The following is a 16317-nucleotide window of genomic DNA, read 5'->3' on the forward strand; positions in this document are numbered from 1 at the left end:
CCGGTGACGGGGCGACGAGTGGCGGGGCGACGTGCGGCAGGGCGACGAGTGGCGACGCGACGGGCGGTCGCGCGGTCGAGTGGTCTGTGGTGGAGCTGTGGTGAAGCTGTGACGGTGCGATGTGCGGTGCGACGAACAGTACTTGTGTCTGGAGACGGACTTACAAGCAATACGGTTTATCGGCGGCAAATAGTGAGGAATGTGCGAGGTATCACGTGTGATCTCTTACGAAACAAAGGTCCGACTTGGGTGGATCGCGGAGCGCGAGCCGCCCGTCCGTTGATCGCCGCGCCCCGGGGCGACCCGGCCCCGCCCTGCGGATAGGCTCGATCGCGGAGCTCGAAGGAGCCCGAAGGCGGTGGAGGGAGCGGCGGGATGGCGGCGGTGCCGGGGCGCAGGAGCAGTACCTTCAGCCGCCTGCTGCGGCACGGCTTCACCGACCCCTCCGGCGCCGAGCGACTCCTGGACCTCCCCGAACTGGCCGCCCTGCGCGACGACCCCGTCCTGCTCGACGCGCTCGGCGCGACCGCCGACCCCGACCTCGCCCTGCGCAGCCTGGTCCGGCTCGTCGAGGCCCAGCCCGACGAGGAGCGCCAGACGCTCACCGCCACGCTGCTCTCCGCCAAGCCGTTCCGGGACCGGCTCCTCGGCGTCCTCGGCGCCTCCGAGGCGCTCGCCGACCACCTCGCCCGGCACCCCAAGGACTGGCAGGCCCTCGTCACGTACGAGGCCGCCGACCTGAACCCCGGGGTCGCCGAGTTCGAGCAGGGCCTCGCCGAGGCCACCGACCCCGTCTCCCTGCGGGTCGCCTACCGCCGCTGCCTCCTCGCCATCGCCGCCCGGGACGTCTGCGGCACCGCCGACGTCGCCCAGACCGCCGCCGAGCTCGCCGACCTCGCCACCGCGACGCTGCGCGCCGCCCTCGCCATCGCCCGTACCGCCGCCCCCGCCGACGCGGCGCACTGCCGGCTCGCCGTGATCGCCATGGGCAAGTGCGGCGGCCACGAGCTGAACTACGTCTCCGACGTCGACGTGATCTTCGTGGCCGAGGCGGTCGAGGGCGCGGACGAGGGGAAGGCGATGCAGGCCGCGACCCGGCTCGCCTCCCACCTCATGCGGATCTGCTCGGAGACGACCGTCGAGGGCACCATCTGGCCCGTCGACGCCAACCTCCGCCCCGAGGGCCGCAACGGCCCCCTGGTCCGTACCCTCTCCTCCCACCTCGCCTACTACCAGCGCTGGGCCAAGACCTGGGAGTTCCAGGCACTCCTCAAGGCCCGGGCGGTGGCGGGCGACCCGGAGCTGGGCGCCGAGTACATCGACGCCGTCTCCCCGCTGGTCTGGCAGGCCGCCGAGCGCGAGAACTTCGTCGCCGACGTGCAGAAGATGCGCCGCCGGGTCGTCGACAACATCCCGGCCGCCCAGGTCGAGCGCGAGCTCAAGCTCGGCCCCGGCGGCCTGCGGGACGTCGAGTTCGCCGTCCAGCTCCTCCAGCTGGTGCACGGCCGCGGCGACGCCACGCTGCACAGCGGCAAGACCCTCGACGCCCTGAAGGCGCTCGCCGCCGGCGGCTACGTCGGCCGCGCCGACGCCGCCCAGCTGGACGAGGCGTACCGCTTCCTGCGGGCCATGGAGCACCGCATCCAGCTCTACCGGCTCCGCCGCACCCATCTGGTCCCCGAGGACGAGGCCGATCTGCGCCGCCTCGGCCGCTCCCTCGGCCTGCGCACCGACCCGGTCGCCGAGCTGAACAAGGAGTGGAAGCGGCACGCCGCGGTGGTCCGCCGGCTGCACGAGAAGCTCTTCTACCGGCCGCTGCTCGACGCGGTCGCCCAGCTCACCCCCGGCGAGACCCGGCTCAGCCCGAAGGCCGCCGGGGAGCGGCTCGAAGCGCTCGGCTACGCCGATCCCGTCGCCGCCCTGCGCCACCTGGAGGCGCTCGCCTCCGGCGTCACCCGCAAGGCCGCGATCCAGCGCACGCTGCTGCCGGTGCTGCTCGGCTGGTTCGCCGACTCGGCCGACCCGGACGCCGGGCTGCTCGGCTTCCGCCGGGTCTCCGACGCGCTCGGCAAGACGCCCTGGTACCTGCGGCTGCTGCGGGACGAGGGCGCGGCGGCGGAGAACCTCGCCCGGGTGCTCTCGGCCGGGCGGCTCGCCCCCGACCTGCTGCTGCGCGCCCCGGAGGCGGTCGCGATCCTCGGTGACCCGGAGGGCCTGAAGCCGCGCGGCCGGGACCATCTGGAGCAGGAGGTCCTCGCGGCGGTCGGCCGGGCCGACGGCGCCGAGCAGGCGGTCACCGCGGCCCGCGGGGTGCGGCGCCGGGAGCTGTTCCGTACCTCCGCGGCCGATCTCATCGGCTCGTACGGTACGGAGGACAGCCCGCGCGAACTCGATCCGGGCGCGCTGGTCGACCGGGTCGGCCTGGCGCTCACCGACCTGAACGCGGCGACCGTCGCGGGCGCGCTGCGCGCCGCCGTGCGGGAGGGCTGGGGCGACACCCTGCCGACCCGGTTCGCGGTCATCGGGATGGGCCGCTTCGGCGGCCACGAGCTCGGTTACGGCTCCGACGCCGACGTCCTGTTCGTGCACGAGCCGTGCGAGGGGGTCGACGAGCAGGAGGCGGCCCGGGCGGCGAACCAGGTCGTCTCCGAGATCCGCCGGCTCCTCCAGGTCCCCACCGCCGACCCGCCGCTGCTGATCGACGCGGACCTGCGCCCGGAGGGCAAGAGCGGCCCCATGGTCCGCACGCTGAAGTCGTACGAGGCCTACTACCGCCGCTGGTCCCTGGTCTGGGAGAGCCAGGCCCTGCTGCGGGCCGCGCCGATGGCGGGCGACGCGGACCTCGCGGAGCGGTTCGTCGAGCTGATCGACCCGCTGCGCTACCCGGCCGAGGGCCTCGGCGAGGAGGCGGTCCGGGAGATCCGGCGGCTCAAGGCCCGGATGGAGTCGGAGCGGCTGCCGCGCGGCGCCGACCCGACGCTCCACACCAAGCTCGGGCGCGGCGGTCTGAGCGACGTCGAGTGGACCGTCCAGCTGCTCCAGATGCGGCACGGCTGGGCGGAGCCGGGGCTGCGCACGACCCGGACCCGCGAGGCCCTGGCCGCCGCCCACTCCGCCGGGCTCATCCCGACGGACGAGGCGCAGACCCTGGACGAGGCCTGGGTGCTCGCGACCCGGGTCCGCAACGCGGTGATGCTGGTACGCGGCAGGCCGGGGGACACCTTCCCCTCCGACGGGCGCGAACTGGCGGCGGTGGGGCGGTACTTGGGGTACGGCCCGGGTCACGTCGGGGAGATGGTCGACGACTACCGGCGGATCACCCGCCGGGCCCGGGCGGTCGTGGAAGAGCGGTTCTACGGGGCGTAGCGCCCGGGCGTGAGCGGGGTCGTCCGTCGACGCGCTCCGGGAGCGGCCCGGGGGCTCAGCCGTCGGCGCGCTCCAGGAGCGCCCGGCAGTGCGCCAGGAACGCCTCCAGGGCCAGGTCGAACGCGGCGTCGGCGCGGGTCGGTCCCAGTGCCGCCAGGGCCTCGGCCAGCCGCGGGGTGGTGACCTCGTCCGGGAGCTCCCACATGGCGTCCGGGGCCGCGAGGTCGAGCGCCGAGCCGAGCACCAGGTTCTCCAGCGCGACGATCACCGTCATGACGTCGGCGTTGTCGAAGCCGACACCGAGCAGCAGGGTCACCGCCGACTCGTACTGGGCGAGCACCCTCGGAGCCCGCACCGGTGAGGTCATCAGCATCGGGACGGCCCGGGGGTGGGCGGCGAAGGCGGCGCGGTAGGAGCGCGCCCAGGCGGCCATCGCCGCGTCCCAGGGCTCCAGGTCGAGGGTGGAGCCGTCGATCTCCGCGCAGACCCGCTCGCGCAACAGCTCCACGATCCCGTCCCTGCCGTCCACGTGGTGATACACCGAGGCCGTCTGCACCCCGAGCCGCTTGGCGATCTGGGGGACGCTGAACTCCCCCCGCTCATCGACGAGTTCGAGCGCCACCGTGGTGATCCGCTCGCGGTCGAGGAGCGGTGTGCGCGGCCGGCCCATGAATGATTTCCCCCTGGTCAGGTCTTCCCGAATCGTTGAACGCGAGGTTACATTGCGCGAACCGAAAGCCTTTAGGTTTCCTGCCTCGGAAGGGCTTCCCGCTCCATGTCCTCACAGACCACCACCGCTCCCAAGGGGCTGAGAACCGGCACGCTCTCCACCGCCGACATCTCCTTCTTCGTCGTCTCCGCGGCCGCCCCGCTCACGGTCATGGCGGGCGTCGCCCCCATCGCCGTCGTCCTCGGCGGCATCGGCGCCCCCGCCGGTTACCTCCTCGCCGGCATCACCCTCTCGGTCTTCGCCATCGGCTTCACCGCCATGAGCCGGCACGTCCGCAACGGCGGCGCCTTCTACGCGTACATCGCCCGCGGCCTCGGCAAGCCCGTCGGCATCGCCGCCGCCCTGCTCGCGATGCTCGGCTACAACGGCATGGAGATCGGCGTCTACGGACTGCTCGGCACCGCCACCGCCGACACCGCCGGCGCCCTCTGGGGCATCGACGTCCCCTGGCTCCCCGTCTCCCTCGCCGGGCTGCTGCTCATCTGGTACGGCGGCTTCCGCTCCATCGACTTCGGCGCCAAGCTCCTCGGCGTCCTGCTCGTCGCCGAGACCGGCATCCTCGTGCTCCTCGCGGGCGGCGTCCTGCTGGACGGCGGCGCCGACGGGCTCTCCCTGAGTTCCTTCGCCCCCGGCAACGTGCTCGTCCCCGGCACCGCCGCCGTCCTCGCCTTCGCCTTCGCCGCCTTCACCGGCTTCGAGTCGACCGTCATCTACCGCCGCGAGGCCCGCGACCCCGAGCGCACCATCCCGCGCGCCACCTACATCGCCGTCGGCTTCCTCGGCCTCTTCTACGCCTTCGTCGTCTGGACCGTCATCCAGGCCTTCGGCCAGGACAAGGTCGTCCAGGCCGCCGCCGACGACCCCGGCGGCCTCTTCTTCGCCGCCATCACCACCTACGTGGGCTCCTGGGCCGCCGACCTGATGCACATCCTGATCGTCACCAGCGTCCTCGCCTCGCTCCTCGCCTTCCACAACGCGATCAACCGCTACGGACTCGCGCTCGCCGAGGAGGGCGTCCTGCCCGCCGCCTTCGCCCGCGTCCACCCCCGTCACCGCTCCCCGTACGTCTCCGGCATCGTCCAGACCGTTCTCGGCGCGGCCGTCGTCCTCGGCTTCGCGGCCGCCGGAGCCGACCCGTACCAGCAGCTCCTGCTCTGGGTGAACACCCCCGGCATGATCGGCCTGATGGTCCTCCAGCTCCTCGCGGCGCTCGCCGTACCCCTCTTCTTCCGCCGGATCAGCCACGACGAGGGCAGGCTGCGCACGGTGGTCGCGCCCGTCGCCGCCTTCGTCCTGCTCGGTGGGGCCATCGGTCTCGTCGTCACCCATGTCGACCTCTTCACCGGCGCCTCCACCACCGTCAACACCGTCCTGATCTCGCTCGTCCCCGCCGTCTTCGTCCTCGGGCTCCTCCTCGCACACCGGCTCCGCCGCACCCGCCCCGAGGTCTACGCGAACTTCGCCGCCGAGCCCGCAGAGCCCGCAGCACCAGCCGAAGGAGAACTGTCGTGCCCGCCCCCGACCTCGTCCTCGTCAACGCCCGCGTCCGTACCCCCGAGCTCTCCGCGCACACCGCTGTCGCCGTCCGCGACGGACTGATCACCGCCGTCGGGGACGCCACGGACGCCCGCGACTGGCGCGGACGCGGCACCGAGACCGTCGACCTCGGCGGCGCCACCCTCACGCCCGGCCTCACCGACGCGCACAGCCACCCCGTCTGGGGCCTGGAGATGTTCACCGGCACCGACCTCTCCGGTGTGACCGACCTCGACCGGCTCCGCTCGGTCCTGGCCGGTGCCGAGCGCCAGGACGGCTGGGTGGTCGGCTTCGGCCTCGACCACAACACCTTCGGCGGCCGGCCGATCCACCGCGAGCTGATCGAGGACGTCCTCGGCGGCGCCCCCGCCTTCCTGCGCCTCTACGACGGACACTCCGCCCTCGCGAGCGAGGCGGCCCTGAAGGCTGCGGGCATCGAAGGCCCCCGCGCCTTCGCCCAGCGCTCCGAGATCGTCTGCGACGAGCAGGGACGGCCCACCGGCCATCTCATCGAGCACGCGGCCATGGACCTCGTGACCCCGTTCCTGCCGACCCGGCCCTTCGCCGAGCGGCGCGACCGGCTCGTCGAGCTGCTGACCTCCATGGCCGCCACCGGACTGACCGGCGCGCACGTCATGGACCTGGGCGGCCATGACGTACCGGGGCTGCTCACCGCTCTGGAGGCCGACGGCGACCTGCCGCTCCGGCTCAGGCTCGCACCCTGGTGCATGCCCGGCGCGACCGCGGAGGAGCTGGACGAGCTGGTACGGCTCCAGGAGCGGGCCGGCCGGCTGTGGCGGGTCGGCGGCGTGAAGTTCTTCATGGACGGCACCGTCGAGGGCGGAACCGCCTGGCTGGAGCACGCCGACTGCCACGGCCAGGGCACCGACGCCTTCTGGCCCGACCCGGCCGCCTACGCGGCCGCCGTCCGCCGTCTCCACCGGGCGGGGGTCGGCACGGCCACGCACGCCATCGGCGACGCGGCCGTCCGGCACGTCCTGGACACGGTGGAGGGACTCGGCGGGGGTCAGGGCCCCCGGCACCGGATCGAGCACATCGAGACCGTCCCCGACGACCAGCTCGGCCGGTTCGCGGCCCTCGGGGTCGTCGCCTCGATGCAGCCACCGCACACCGCGTACACCCGCGCCGACCACACCGACGAGTGGTCCAAGCGGCTGGGCGACGTCCGCGCGGACCGCGCCTGGCGCTGCCGTGACCTGCGGGAGGCGGGCGCCCACCTGGCGCTCGGCTCGGACTGGCCCATCGCCCACCACGACGCCCGGCAGGTCCTCGCCACCGCCCAGGCCCCGCGCGGAGCCGCGTCGGCCCGGCACGGTCTGACGGGGCTGATGGCCCTGGAGGGCATGACCACGCACGCGGCCGTCGCGGCGGGGGAGGAGCGGCTCGGCGGCCGGATCGCCGTGGGCCTGCGCGCCGACCTGACCGCGTTCACCGTCGACCCGGTGACGGCCCCCGCCGACGAGACGGAACAGGCCCCGATCCGCCTCACGGTCGCGGGCGGCCGCGTCACGCACCGGGGGTAGCCCCCGGGAAACGGAACCCTGGGGCCTGCTCGGCGGATCAGGGCCGGACAGGCCCTAGCGGCTCGCGCGCTCCTTCTCCTGCTCCTCCTCGTCGGCCTTCGCGGGCCGCGAGGAGGGGCCGCCCCGGGCCACCGGGGCCGGGGTCTCCACCAGCTTGGGGAGACCCTTGGGGAGCGAGCCGTACCAGAAGTAGGAGACGGCGAAGCCGAAGGCGAGGCAGATCATGCCGCCCACCGCGTCCAGCCAGAAGTGGTTGGCGGTGGCCACGATCACGACCAGCGTGGCGGCGGGGTAGAGCAGCCCGAGGATGCGCGCCCAGGGCGCCGAGGCCAGGGCGAAGATGGTCAGACCGCACCAGAGCGACCAGCCGATGTGCATCGACGGCATCGCCGCGTACTGGTTCGACATGTGCTTGAGGTTGCCCGAGGCCATCGAACCCCAGGTGTGGTGGACCAGGACCGTGTCGATGAAGGCCTGGCCGTTCATCAACCGGGGCGGCGCGAGCGGATACAGGTAGTAACCGACCAGGGCCACACCGGTGGTCGCGAAGAGGACCGTGCGGGACGCCGCGTAACGGCCCGGCTGCCATCGGTACAGCCACACCAGCACACCGATCGTCACGACGAAGTGCAGCGTGGCGTAGTAGTAGTTCATCGACACGATCAGCCATGTCACCGAGTTCACGGCGTGGTTGACGGTCTCCTCGAAGGCGAGCCCGAGGCTCTTCTCGACGTCCCAGATCCAGTCGGCGTTCTTCAGCGCCTGGGCCTTCTGCTCCGGTACCGCGTTGCGGATGAGCGAATACGTCCAGTAACTGACGCCGATGAGCAGGATCTCGAACCAGATCCGGGGTCGTCGGGGCATGCGGAGCCTGGCCCGCACACCGCCACCGTCCGACATGGGTGACGGGCTGGCCGCCGTCCGGCCTTCCAAACTCTTCACGGTCGCTTCACCCATAGGAGGAGAGTCTGCCAGATCCATTCCCTTCGTCCGATCATCCCTCCGACGGGTTCGGGGCGCACATGCTCCGCCCTGAGACGGATGCGCGGACCCCGTACCGTCAGGGTCGGCCCGGCAGCGGAGCGGAAGCGGTTGAACCGCGAACGACCAGCTCAGGCATGAAGACGAACTCGCTGTGCGGCGCCGGGGTGCCCCCGACCTCTTCGAGCAGTGCCCGGACCGCCGCCTGTCCCATCGCCTGCACGGGCTGGCGGATGGTGGTGAGCGGCGGGTCGGTGAACGCTATGAGCGGGGAGTCGTCGAAACCGACCACGGAGACGTCCCCGGGCACCTGGAGGCCCTGCTGCCGGGCCGCCCGGATCGCGCCGAGCGCCATCATGTCGCTCGCGCAGACGACGGCCGTGCAGCCGGCCGCGATCAGCGCGCCCGCCGCGGCCTGGCCGCCCTCCAGTGTGTACAGAGAGTGCTGGATCAGCTGCTCGGACTCCTCCGGGGAGAGCCCGAGCCGCTCCCGCATCCCGCGCTGGAAGCCCTCGATCTTGCGGAGCACCGGCACGAACCGCTTCGGTCCCACCGCGAGCCCGATCCGGGTGTGCCCGAGCGCGGCGAGATGGGTCACCGCCAGCTGCATCGCGGCCCGGTCGTCGGGCGAGACGAAGGGGGCCTGCACCTTCGGCGAGAAGCCGTTGATCAGAACGTACGGGACGCCCTTGCCGCGCAGCTGGTCGTAGCGCGTCATGTCGGCGGTGGTGTCGGCGTGCAGCCCGGAGACGAAGATGATCCCGGAGACGCCCCGCTCGACGAGCATGTCCGTCAGCTCGTCCTCGGTGGATCCGCCGGGGGTCTGCGTGGCGAGCACGGGCGTGTAGCCCTGCCGGGTCAGGGCCTGCCCGATGACCTGCGCGAGGGCGGGGAAGATCGGGTTGTCCAGTTCGGGGGTTATCAGCCCGACGAGCCCGGCGCTGCGCTGGCGCAGCCGTACGGGCCGCTCGTATCCGAGGACGTCGAGTGCGGCAAGCACGGATTCACGGGTGGCCGAGGCCACGCCGGGCTTGCCGTTGAGCACGCGGCTGACTGTGGCTTCACTGACCCCCGCCTGGGCTGCGATGTCGGCAAGCCGCGCGGTCATGGGATTGGACTGTACCGGTCGCACGTCAGATTGCCCACCAAACGCAGGAGTCGGCGGGAACCCGGACGTTGTGCGCATGCGCGGCGCCGTCGCCGAACTCCGCGGCGGGGGAGGGGAGTACGGGAGCGGCGGGGGCGCTGCTCAGCAGGGGGGAGCCGGTGAGCGGCAGCGCCAACTCCCCTGCCGTGGTGTTCAGGGTGACCAGAATGTCCCCGCCCTCACCTCCGTCCCCGCGCGCCGGTCGGCGCCGGAAGGCGAGCACCCCCTCGGGGAGTCCGTCCAGCCACTCCACCGCGTCGCCCGCGCCGAGCGCGGGGTGCTCCCGGCGCAGCCGCAGCGCCCGGCGGTACAGCGTGAGGACCGAACCGGGGTCGGCGCTCTGGGCGGCGACGCTCAGCGCCGGCCACTGCGCGGGCTGCGGGAGCCAGGAGCCGCCGGGCCCGAAGCCGTACGACGGCCCCTCCGGCGTCCACGGCAGCGGCACCCGGCAGCCGTCGCGCAGCCCGTCCTGCCCGTCGCCGCGCAGGAACGCCGGGTCCTGGCGCACCTCGTCCGGCAGGTCCACCACCTCGGGCAGGCCCAGCTCCTCGCCCTGGTAGACGTAGGCGGAACCGGGCAGCGCCAGCATCAGCAGCGCCGCCGCCCGGCCGCGCTCCGCGCTGCCGTACCGGGTGGGGTGCCGGACGACGTCGTGGTTGGAGAGCACCCAGGTCGTCGGGGCGCCCACCGAGGCCGTGGCGCGCAGCGACTCGTCGACGACCGACCGCAGCGCCGCCGCGTCCCACGGGCAGTTCAGGAACTGGAAGTTGAAGGCCTGGTGCAGTTCGTCGGGGCGGACGTACCGGGCGAGCCGCTCCGGCGTCGGCGCCCAGGCCTCGGCGACCCCGATCCGGTCGGGGCCGTAGGACTCCAGGAGCCGGCGCCAGCCGCGGTGGATCTCGTGGACCCCGTCCTGGTCGAAGAAGGGCAGCCGCTGGGTGCCGATCAGCTTCGCCTGCTGCCCGTGCCCGATGTCGGGCAGGCCCTCGGCCTTGACCATGCCGTGGGCGACGTCGATCCGGAAGCCGTCCACCCCCAGGTCGAGCCAGAACCGGAGCACGGAGTCGAACTCGGCGCGCACCTCGGGGTTGCGCCAGTCCAGGTCCGGCTGCTCGGGCGCGAAGAGGTGGAGGTACCAGGAGCCGTCCGCGACCCGGGTCCAGGCGGGGCCGCCGAAGACCGACTCCCAGTCGTTGGGGGGCTCGGCGCCGCCCGGTCCCCGGCCGGGCCGGAAGACGTACCGGTCCCGGCCCACCCCGGCGAGCGCCTGCAGGAACCAGGGGTGCCGGTCGGAGGTGTGGTTGGGGACGATGTCCACGATGACCTTCAGGCCGAGCCCGTGCGCAGCGCGCACCAGGTCGTCGGCGTCCGCCAGGTCCCCGAAGACCGGGTCCACCGCGCGGTAGTCCGCCACGTCGTAGCCGCCGTCCGCCTGGGGCGAGGCGTAGAACGGGGTCAGCCAGACCGCGTCCGCGCCCAGGCCCGCGATGTGCGGCAGCCGCTCCCGTACGCCGCGCAGGTCACCGATCCCGTCGCCGTCGCTGTCCGCGAAGGAGCGGACGTACACCTGGTAGATCACGGCGTCCCGCCACCAGCCGGAGCGGGCGGGGGTTGCGCAAGAGCTTGCGGAGTCCGACATCGACGGTGAGGTGAGCTCGTGGGCCATGTGCGGTGTCCCTCTCGCGTGTTCCGGGGGCGGGGCTACGTACAGACAACGAGGTCGGGGCGGCCGTGAAACGGTCCTGCAAGAGATGATGCAAAGACTTGCAGGGCTCTTCGGCGGCCGCAAGAGGGCCTGGGGACCTGCCCGGCCTGGTGTCAAGCGACTCGTCGGCAACCTTAAGGACACGCCGATGTAACGATCGCCGGTCCTTGCAGAAAGTTCTCGCAAGCTCTTTCGGCGCGTTTTCATCCCTGTTACGTTCCTGGCAACCCGGCGCGCCGCGAGGGAGCGGTCGCATGAGGCAGGTTCCAGCCCCTCGTCACCCCGGGATCAGTTGAAGGAGTGCACATGCGGCGTGGCATAGCGGCCACCGCGCTGGTCGCGGCCCTGGGCGTGACCCTGGCGGCGTGCGGAAGCGGCGACGATTCGGCGAACGGCGGCTCGAAGGGCTCCGGCGAGCTCTCCGGCACCGTCACGTGGTGGGACACCTCCACGGTCGGCTCCGAGGACAAGGTCTTCAAGAAGATCGCCGAGGACTTCACCAAGAAGCACCCGAAGGTCACCGTCAAGTACGTGAACGTGCCGTTCGGCGAGGCGCAGAACAAGTTCAAGAACGCCGCGCAGTCGGGCTCCGGCGCCCCGGACGTCATCCGCTCCGAGGTCGCCTGGACCCCGGACTTCGCCAGCCTCGGCTACCTCCAGCCGCTCGACGGCACCCCGGCGCTGAAGGACGAGGGCGACTTCCTCAAGCAGGCCGCCGCCTCGACCAAGTTCGACGGCAAGACCTACGCCGTGCCGCAGGTCATCGACTCCATGGGCATCTTCTACAACAAGAAGATCCTCAAGGACGCCGGCGTCGAGGTCCCCAAGACCATCGCCGAGCTGAAGACCGCCTCCGCCACCATCAAGCAGAAGACCGGCAAGACCGGCATGTACCTGCGCGGCGACGACCCGTACTGGTTCCTCTCCTTCCTCTACGGCGAGGGCGGCGACCTGGTCGACGCCGACTCCAAGACCGTCACCGTCGACAACGCCAACGGCGTCAAGGCGCTCGCGACCGTCAAGGACCTGGTCGACTCCAAGGCCGCGATCACCGACGCGACCAACGGCTGGGACAACATGCAGGCCGCCTTCAAGGACGGCAAGGTCGCGATGATCATCAACGGCCCGTGGGCCGTCACCGACACCTTCGCGGGCAAGGAGTTCGCCGACAAGGCGAACCTGGGCATCGCCCCGGTCCCGGCCGGCTCCGCCGCCCAGGGCGCCCCGCAGGGCGGCCACAACCTGGCGATCTACGCGGGCTCCAAGAACCTGGACGCCTCCTACGCCTTCACCGAGTACATGACCTCGGTCGAGACCCAGACGAAGATCGCCAAGGAGCTCAGCCTGCTCCCCACCCGCGAGTCCGTCTACGTCAAGCCGGACGTCGCGAGCAACCAGATGATCGGCTTCTTCAAGCCGGTCGTCGACAAGGCCGTCGAGCGCCCCTGGATCCCCGAGGGCGGCAGCCTCTTCGAGCCGGTCAAGGTCGAGTACGCCAAGGTCCTCACCGGCCAGACCACCCCGGACGCCGGGGCCAAGGCCATCGGCGAGTCCTACCGCAAGCTCCTGAAGGACTGGAAGTAGAAGGAAGGCAGGCCGGCTGATGGCTGTGGACACCAGCAGCCAGTCGGTGGCGAAGGCCGCGGGCGACAGCGTCGCCCGCGGCCGGCGCCGCGGTACTGGCACGTCCCGGGGCCCGCTGAGGCGCTCCCTCTCCACCCACTGGTACGCCTGGGCGATGGTCGCCCCGGTGGTGATCGTGATCGGCGTGATCATCGGTTACCCGCTGGTGCGCGGCATCTACCTGTCGCTGACCGACGCCAACGAGCGGAACGTCGCGCGCTCCATCGGCGTCAACGAGATCCCGGCGACGTACGAGTTCGTCGGCCTGGACAACTACGCCGACGCGCTCAGCGGCGACCAGTTCCTCGGCACCCTCGGCTGGACGCTGGTGTGGACCGTGGCCTGTGTCTCGGTCACCTTCGGCCTCGGCCTGGTCCTCGCCAACATGCTCAACCGGAAGATCGCGGGCCGCTCCTTCTACCGGATGCTGCTCATCCTGCCGTGGGCCGTGCCCGGCTTCGTCTCGGTCTTCGCCTGGCGCTTCCTCTACGACGAGCGCCGCGGCCTGCTCAACCAGATCCTCGCCGGCGGCGGTCTCGACGCGCTGCCCTGGCTGAACGACCCCACCTGGGCCAAGTTCTCGGTGATCGCCGTCAACGTCTGGCTCGGCGTCCCGTTCATGATGGTCGCCCTCCTCGGCGGACTGCAGTCCATCCCCGGCGAGCTGTACGAGGCCGCCGAGATGGACGGCGCGAACGCCTGGCAGCGCTTCCGGCACATCACGATGCCCGGACTGCGGTCCGTCTCCACCACCGTGATCCTGCTGAGCACCATCTGGACCTTCAACATGTTCCCGGTGATCTTCCTGCTCACCCGGGGCGGACCCGGTGAGGCCACCCAGATCCTGGTCACCCAGGCGTACAAGTTCTCCTTCGAGATCAGCCCCCGCGACTTCGCCCAGTCGTCCACCTGGGGCGTCCTGATCCTCGTCCTCCTGATGGTCTTCGCCGCGGTCTACCGGCGTGTCCTCCGCAAGCAGGGAGAAGTCTGGTGACCACCGCCTCCAACGCCCCGATGCGCGGGCGCCGTTCGCCGCTCGCCTCGGTCGGGCTGCACGCCACCCTGATCGTGGCCTCCGTCGTCGCCGTCTTCCCGGTGCTCTGGGTCTTCCTGACCTCGATCAAGCCGGCCAAGTACGCGACCACCACGGACTTCGTCAAGGAGACGACGTTCGAGAACTACACGAACCTGCTGAACGACACCCCGTTCCTCACCTGGTTCGGCAACTCGCTGCTCGTCGCGGGTCTCACCACGGTCATGGGCGTGTTCATCGCCTCCACCACCGGCTACGCCGTCAGCCGCTTCCGCTTCCCCGGCAAGCGCGGACTGATGTGGACGCTGCTGATCACCCAGATGTTCCCGGTCGCCGTCCTGATCGTGCCGATCTACAACATCATGTCGTCGATGGGGCTGCTCAACGAGCCCGCCGGCCTGGTCATCACGTACCTCACCATCGCCGTGCCGTTCTGCGCCTGGATGATGAAGGGCTTCTTCGACACCATCCCGCGCGAGATCGACGAGTCGGGACAGGTCGACGGCCTCACCCCGTTCGGCACCTTCTGGCGGCTGATCCTGCCGCTCGCCAAGCCCGGCATCGCGGTGACCGCGTTCTATTCCTTCATCACCGCCTGGGGCGAGGTCGCCTACGCCTCCGCCTTCATGGTCGGCGACGAGAACCTCACCCTGGCCGGCGGACTGCAGAAGTTCGTCAACCAGTACGGCGCCCAGTGGGGGCCGATGTCCGCGGCCTCCGTCCTCATCGCCCTCCCCGCGGCCCTGGTGTTCCTCTTCGTCCAGCGGCACCTGGTGACCGGCATGTCCGCCGGCGCCGTGAAGGGCTGACCGCGCCGGGCCGAGGCGCCCCTACCCGTACCCGTACCCGTACTCGTACGCACATCTCCTTACCGATCAAGGAAGACATGACCCAGCATCTCGCTGCCCCCGCCGCCGCCCCGACCACCGGCACGCACACGGGCTGGTGGAGAGACGCGGTGATCTACCAGGTCTACCCACGCAGCTTCGCCGACGGAAACGGCGACGGCATGGGCGACCTGGAGGGCATCCGCAGCCGGCTGCCGTACCTGAAGGACCTCGGCGTCGACGCCGTCTGGCTCAGCCCCTTCTACGCCTCCCCGCAGGCCGACGCCGGCTACGACGTCGCCGACTACCGGGCCATCGACCCGATGTTCGGCAACCTGCTCGACGCCGACGCGCTCATCCGCGAGGCCCACGAGCTGGGTCTGCGGATCATCGTCGACCTGGTGCCCAACCACTCCTCCGACCAGCACGAGTGGTTCCAGCGCGCGCTGCGCGAGGGCCCCGGCTCCCCGCTGCGCGAGCGCTACCACTTCCGCCCCGGCAAGGGCGAGAACGGCGAACTGCCGCCCAACGACTGGGAGTCCATCTTCGGCGGGCCCGCCTGGACGCGCACCGAGGACGGCGAGTGGTACCTCCACCTCTTCGCGCCCGAGCAGCCCGACTTCAACTGGGAACACCCCGCCGTACGCGACGAGTTCCGCTCGATCCTGCGCTTCTGGCTCGACATGGGCGTCGACGGCTTCCGGGTCGACGTCGCCCACGGGCTGGTCAAGGCCGAGGGGCTCCCGGACATCGGCGCCCACGACCAGCTCAAGCTGCTCGGCAACGACGTCATGCCCTTCTTCGACCAGGACGGCGTCCACGAGATCTACCGCTCCTGGCGCCAGGTCCTCTCCGAGTACGACGGCGAGCGCGTCCTCGTGGCCGAGGCGTGGACCCCGACCGTCGAGCGCACCGCGCACTACGTCCGCCCCGACGAGATGCACCAGGCCTTCAACTTCCAGTACCTGGGCACCCACTGGGACGCGGCGGAGCTGCGCCGGGTGATCGACGCCTCCCTCGAGGCGATGCGCCCGGTCGGCGCGCCCACCACCTGGGTGCTCTCCAACCACGACGTCACCCGGCACGCCACCCGCTTCGCCAACCCGCCCGGCCTCGGCACCCAGCTGCGCGAGCCCGGCGACCGCGCGCTCGGCCTGCGCCGCGCCCGGGCGGCGACGCTCCTGATGCTGGCGCTGCCCGGCTCGGCGTACGTCTACCAGGGCGAGGAACTCGGCCTGCCGGACGTCACCGACCTGCCCGACGAGGTCCGCCAAGACCCGTCGTTCTTCCGGGCCAGCGGCCAGGACGGCTTCCGCGACGGCTGCCGGGTGCCCATCCCGTGGACCGTCGAGGGCTCCTCGTACGGCTTCGGCGACGGCGGCAGCTGGCTGCCGCAGCCCGCCACCTGGGGCGGGTTCAGCGTCGAGGCGCAGGCTGGGGACCCCGGCTCCACCCTGGAGCTGTACCGCAGCGCGCTCGCGGTCCGCCGTGAGCGCCCCGAACTCGGTGCGGGCGAAGGCGTCGAGTGGCTGGAGGCACCCGAGGGTGTGCTCTCCTTCCGCCGCGACGGCTTCGTCTGCACCGCCAACACCACCGGCCGGGCCATCTCCGTCCCGCTGCCCGGCCGGTTCCTCCTCTCCAACGAGCCTGTCTCCCACGGGGAGGGCGTCGCGGAGCTGCCCGCCGACACCACCGTCTGGTGGGCGGTGTGACCGTCCCCCTGCCGCGGGGGGGGGGGGGCCGCGCCCCCCCGCGCGCGGGCCAGGCGGGCCCGGCGGGGGGGCGCGAGGCCCCGGGCGGCCAGAGAGGGAGAGGGGCGGGGTGG

Annotated in this window: 11 protein-coding genes; 7 read left to right on the forward strand and 4 right to left on the reverse strand. The window is 71.9% G+C overall.

Translation table 11 applies throughout. The features are described 5' to 3' along the window. Window positions 1-375: 375 nt before the first annotated feature. On the forward strand, window positions 376-3366 hold the full coding sequence (locus AB0E14_RS27015) for a bifunctional [glutamine synthetase] adenylyltransferase/[glutamine synthetase]-adenylyl-L-tyrosine phosphorylase (protein WP_362423336.1): 2991 nt from the start codon (window positions 376-378) through the stop codon (window positions 3364-3366). Window positions 3367-3421: 55 nt separating this feature from the next. Here the strand turns inward: AB0E14_RS27015 and AB0E14_RS27020 are convergent, their stop codons facing one another. Further along, window positions 3422-4036 (reverse strand): TetR/AcrR family transcriptional regulator C-terminal domain-containing protein, encoded by a 615-nt coding sequence (locus tag AB0E14_RS27020; RefSeq protein WP_362423339.1) that lies wholly within the window; start codon window positions 4034-4036, stop codon window positions 3422-3424. Window positions 4037-4141: 105 nt separating this feature from the next. On the opposite strand from AB0E14_RS27020, the gene AB0E14_RS27025 reads away from it, so the two are divergent. Both AB0E14_RS27025 and AB0E14_RS27030 read left to right on the forward strand, forming a co-directional pair. Further along, window positions 4142-5695, forward strand: coding sequence for an APC family permease (locus AB0E14_RS27025; RefSeq protein WP_362423343.1), 1554 nt, complete (start codon window positions 4142-4144; stop codon window positions 5693-5695). Further along, window positions 5605-7176 carry an amidohydrolase gene (locus AB0E14_RS27030; RefSeq protein WP_362423346.1) on the forward strand — a complete coding sequence of 524 codons (1572 nt, stop codon included), beginning with the start codon at window positions 5605-5607 and terminating at the stop codon, window positions 7174-7176. The genes AB0E14_RS27025 and AB0E14_RS27030 overlap by 91 nt, the downstream gene beginning before the upstream one ends. Window positions 7177-7230: 54 nt before the next feature. Here the strand turns inward: AB0E14_RS27030 and AB0E14_RS27035 are convergent, their stop codons facing one another. From AB0E14_RS27035 to AB0E14_RS27045, 3 genes are all read right to left on the reverse strand, one after another. Continuing rightward, entirely contained in the window at window positions 7231-8133 is a 903-nt protein-coding gene (locus tag AB0E14_RS27035) for a phosphatase PAP2 family protein (protein WP_362423349.1), read from the reverse strand. 103 nt (window positions 8134-8236) lie between these two features. After that, window positions 8237-9265: a LacI family DNA-binding transcriptional regulator gene (locus tag AB0E14_RS27040; RefSeq protein WP_362423352.1), complete on the reverse strand. Its 1029-nt coding sequence runs from the start codon at window positions 9263-9265 to the stop codon at window positions 8237-8239. Window positions 9266-9290: 25 nt separating this feature from the next. After that, a complete protein-coding gene (locus AB0E14_RS27045) occupies window positions 9291-10970 on the reverse strand; it encodes a glycoside hydrolase family 13 protein (protein ID WP_362423355.1) in 1680 nt (559 codons plus the stop codon). A 345-nt stretch (window positions 10971-11315) separates the two neighbouring features. On the opposite strand from AB0E14_RS27045, the gene AB0E14_RS27050 reads away from it, so the two are divergent. From AB0E14_RS27050 to AB0E14_RS27065, 4 genes are all read left to right on the forward strand, one after another. Further along, window positions 11316-12593 (forward strand): extracellular solute-binding protein, encoded by a 1278-nt coding sequence (locus AB0E14_RS27050; RefSeq protein WP_362423357.1) that lies wholly within the window; start codon window positions 11316-11318, stop codon window positions 12591-12593. Between the two features lie 19 nt (window positions 12594-12612). Then, complete coding sequence (locus AB0E14_RS27055; RefSeq protein ID WP_362423360.1) at window positions 12613-13626, forward strand: sugar ABC transporter permease; 1014 nt, start codon at window positions 12613-12615, stop codon at window positions 13624-13626. 20 nt (window positions 13627-13646) lie between these two features. Continuing rightward, window positions 13647-14474 (forward strand): carbohydrate ABC transporter permease, encoded by an 828-nt coding sequence (locus AB0E14_RS27060; protein ID WP_362423371.1) that lies wholly within the window; start codon window positions 13647-13649, stop codon window positions 14472-14474. Window positions 14475-14551: 77 nt separating this feature from the next. After that, complete coding sequence (locus AB0E14_RS27065; RefSeq protein ID WP_362423363.1) at window positions 14552-16204, forward strand: glycoside hydrolase family 13 protein; 1653 nt, start codon at window positions 14552-14554, stop codon at window positions 16202-16204. Window positions 16205-16317: the final 113 nt, after the last annotated feature.

Source organism: Streptomyces sp. NPDC047981, assembly GCF_040653315.1.
Taxonomy (GTDB): domain Bacteria; phylum Actinomycetota; class Actinomycetes; order Streptomycetales; family Streptomycetaceae; genus Streptomyces.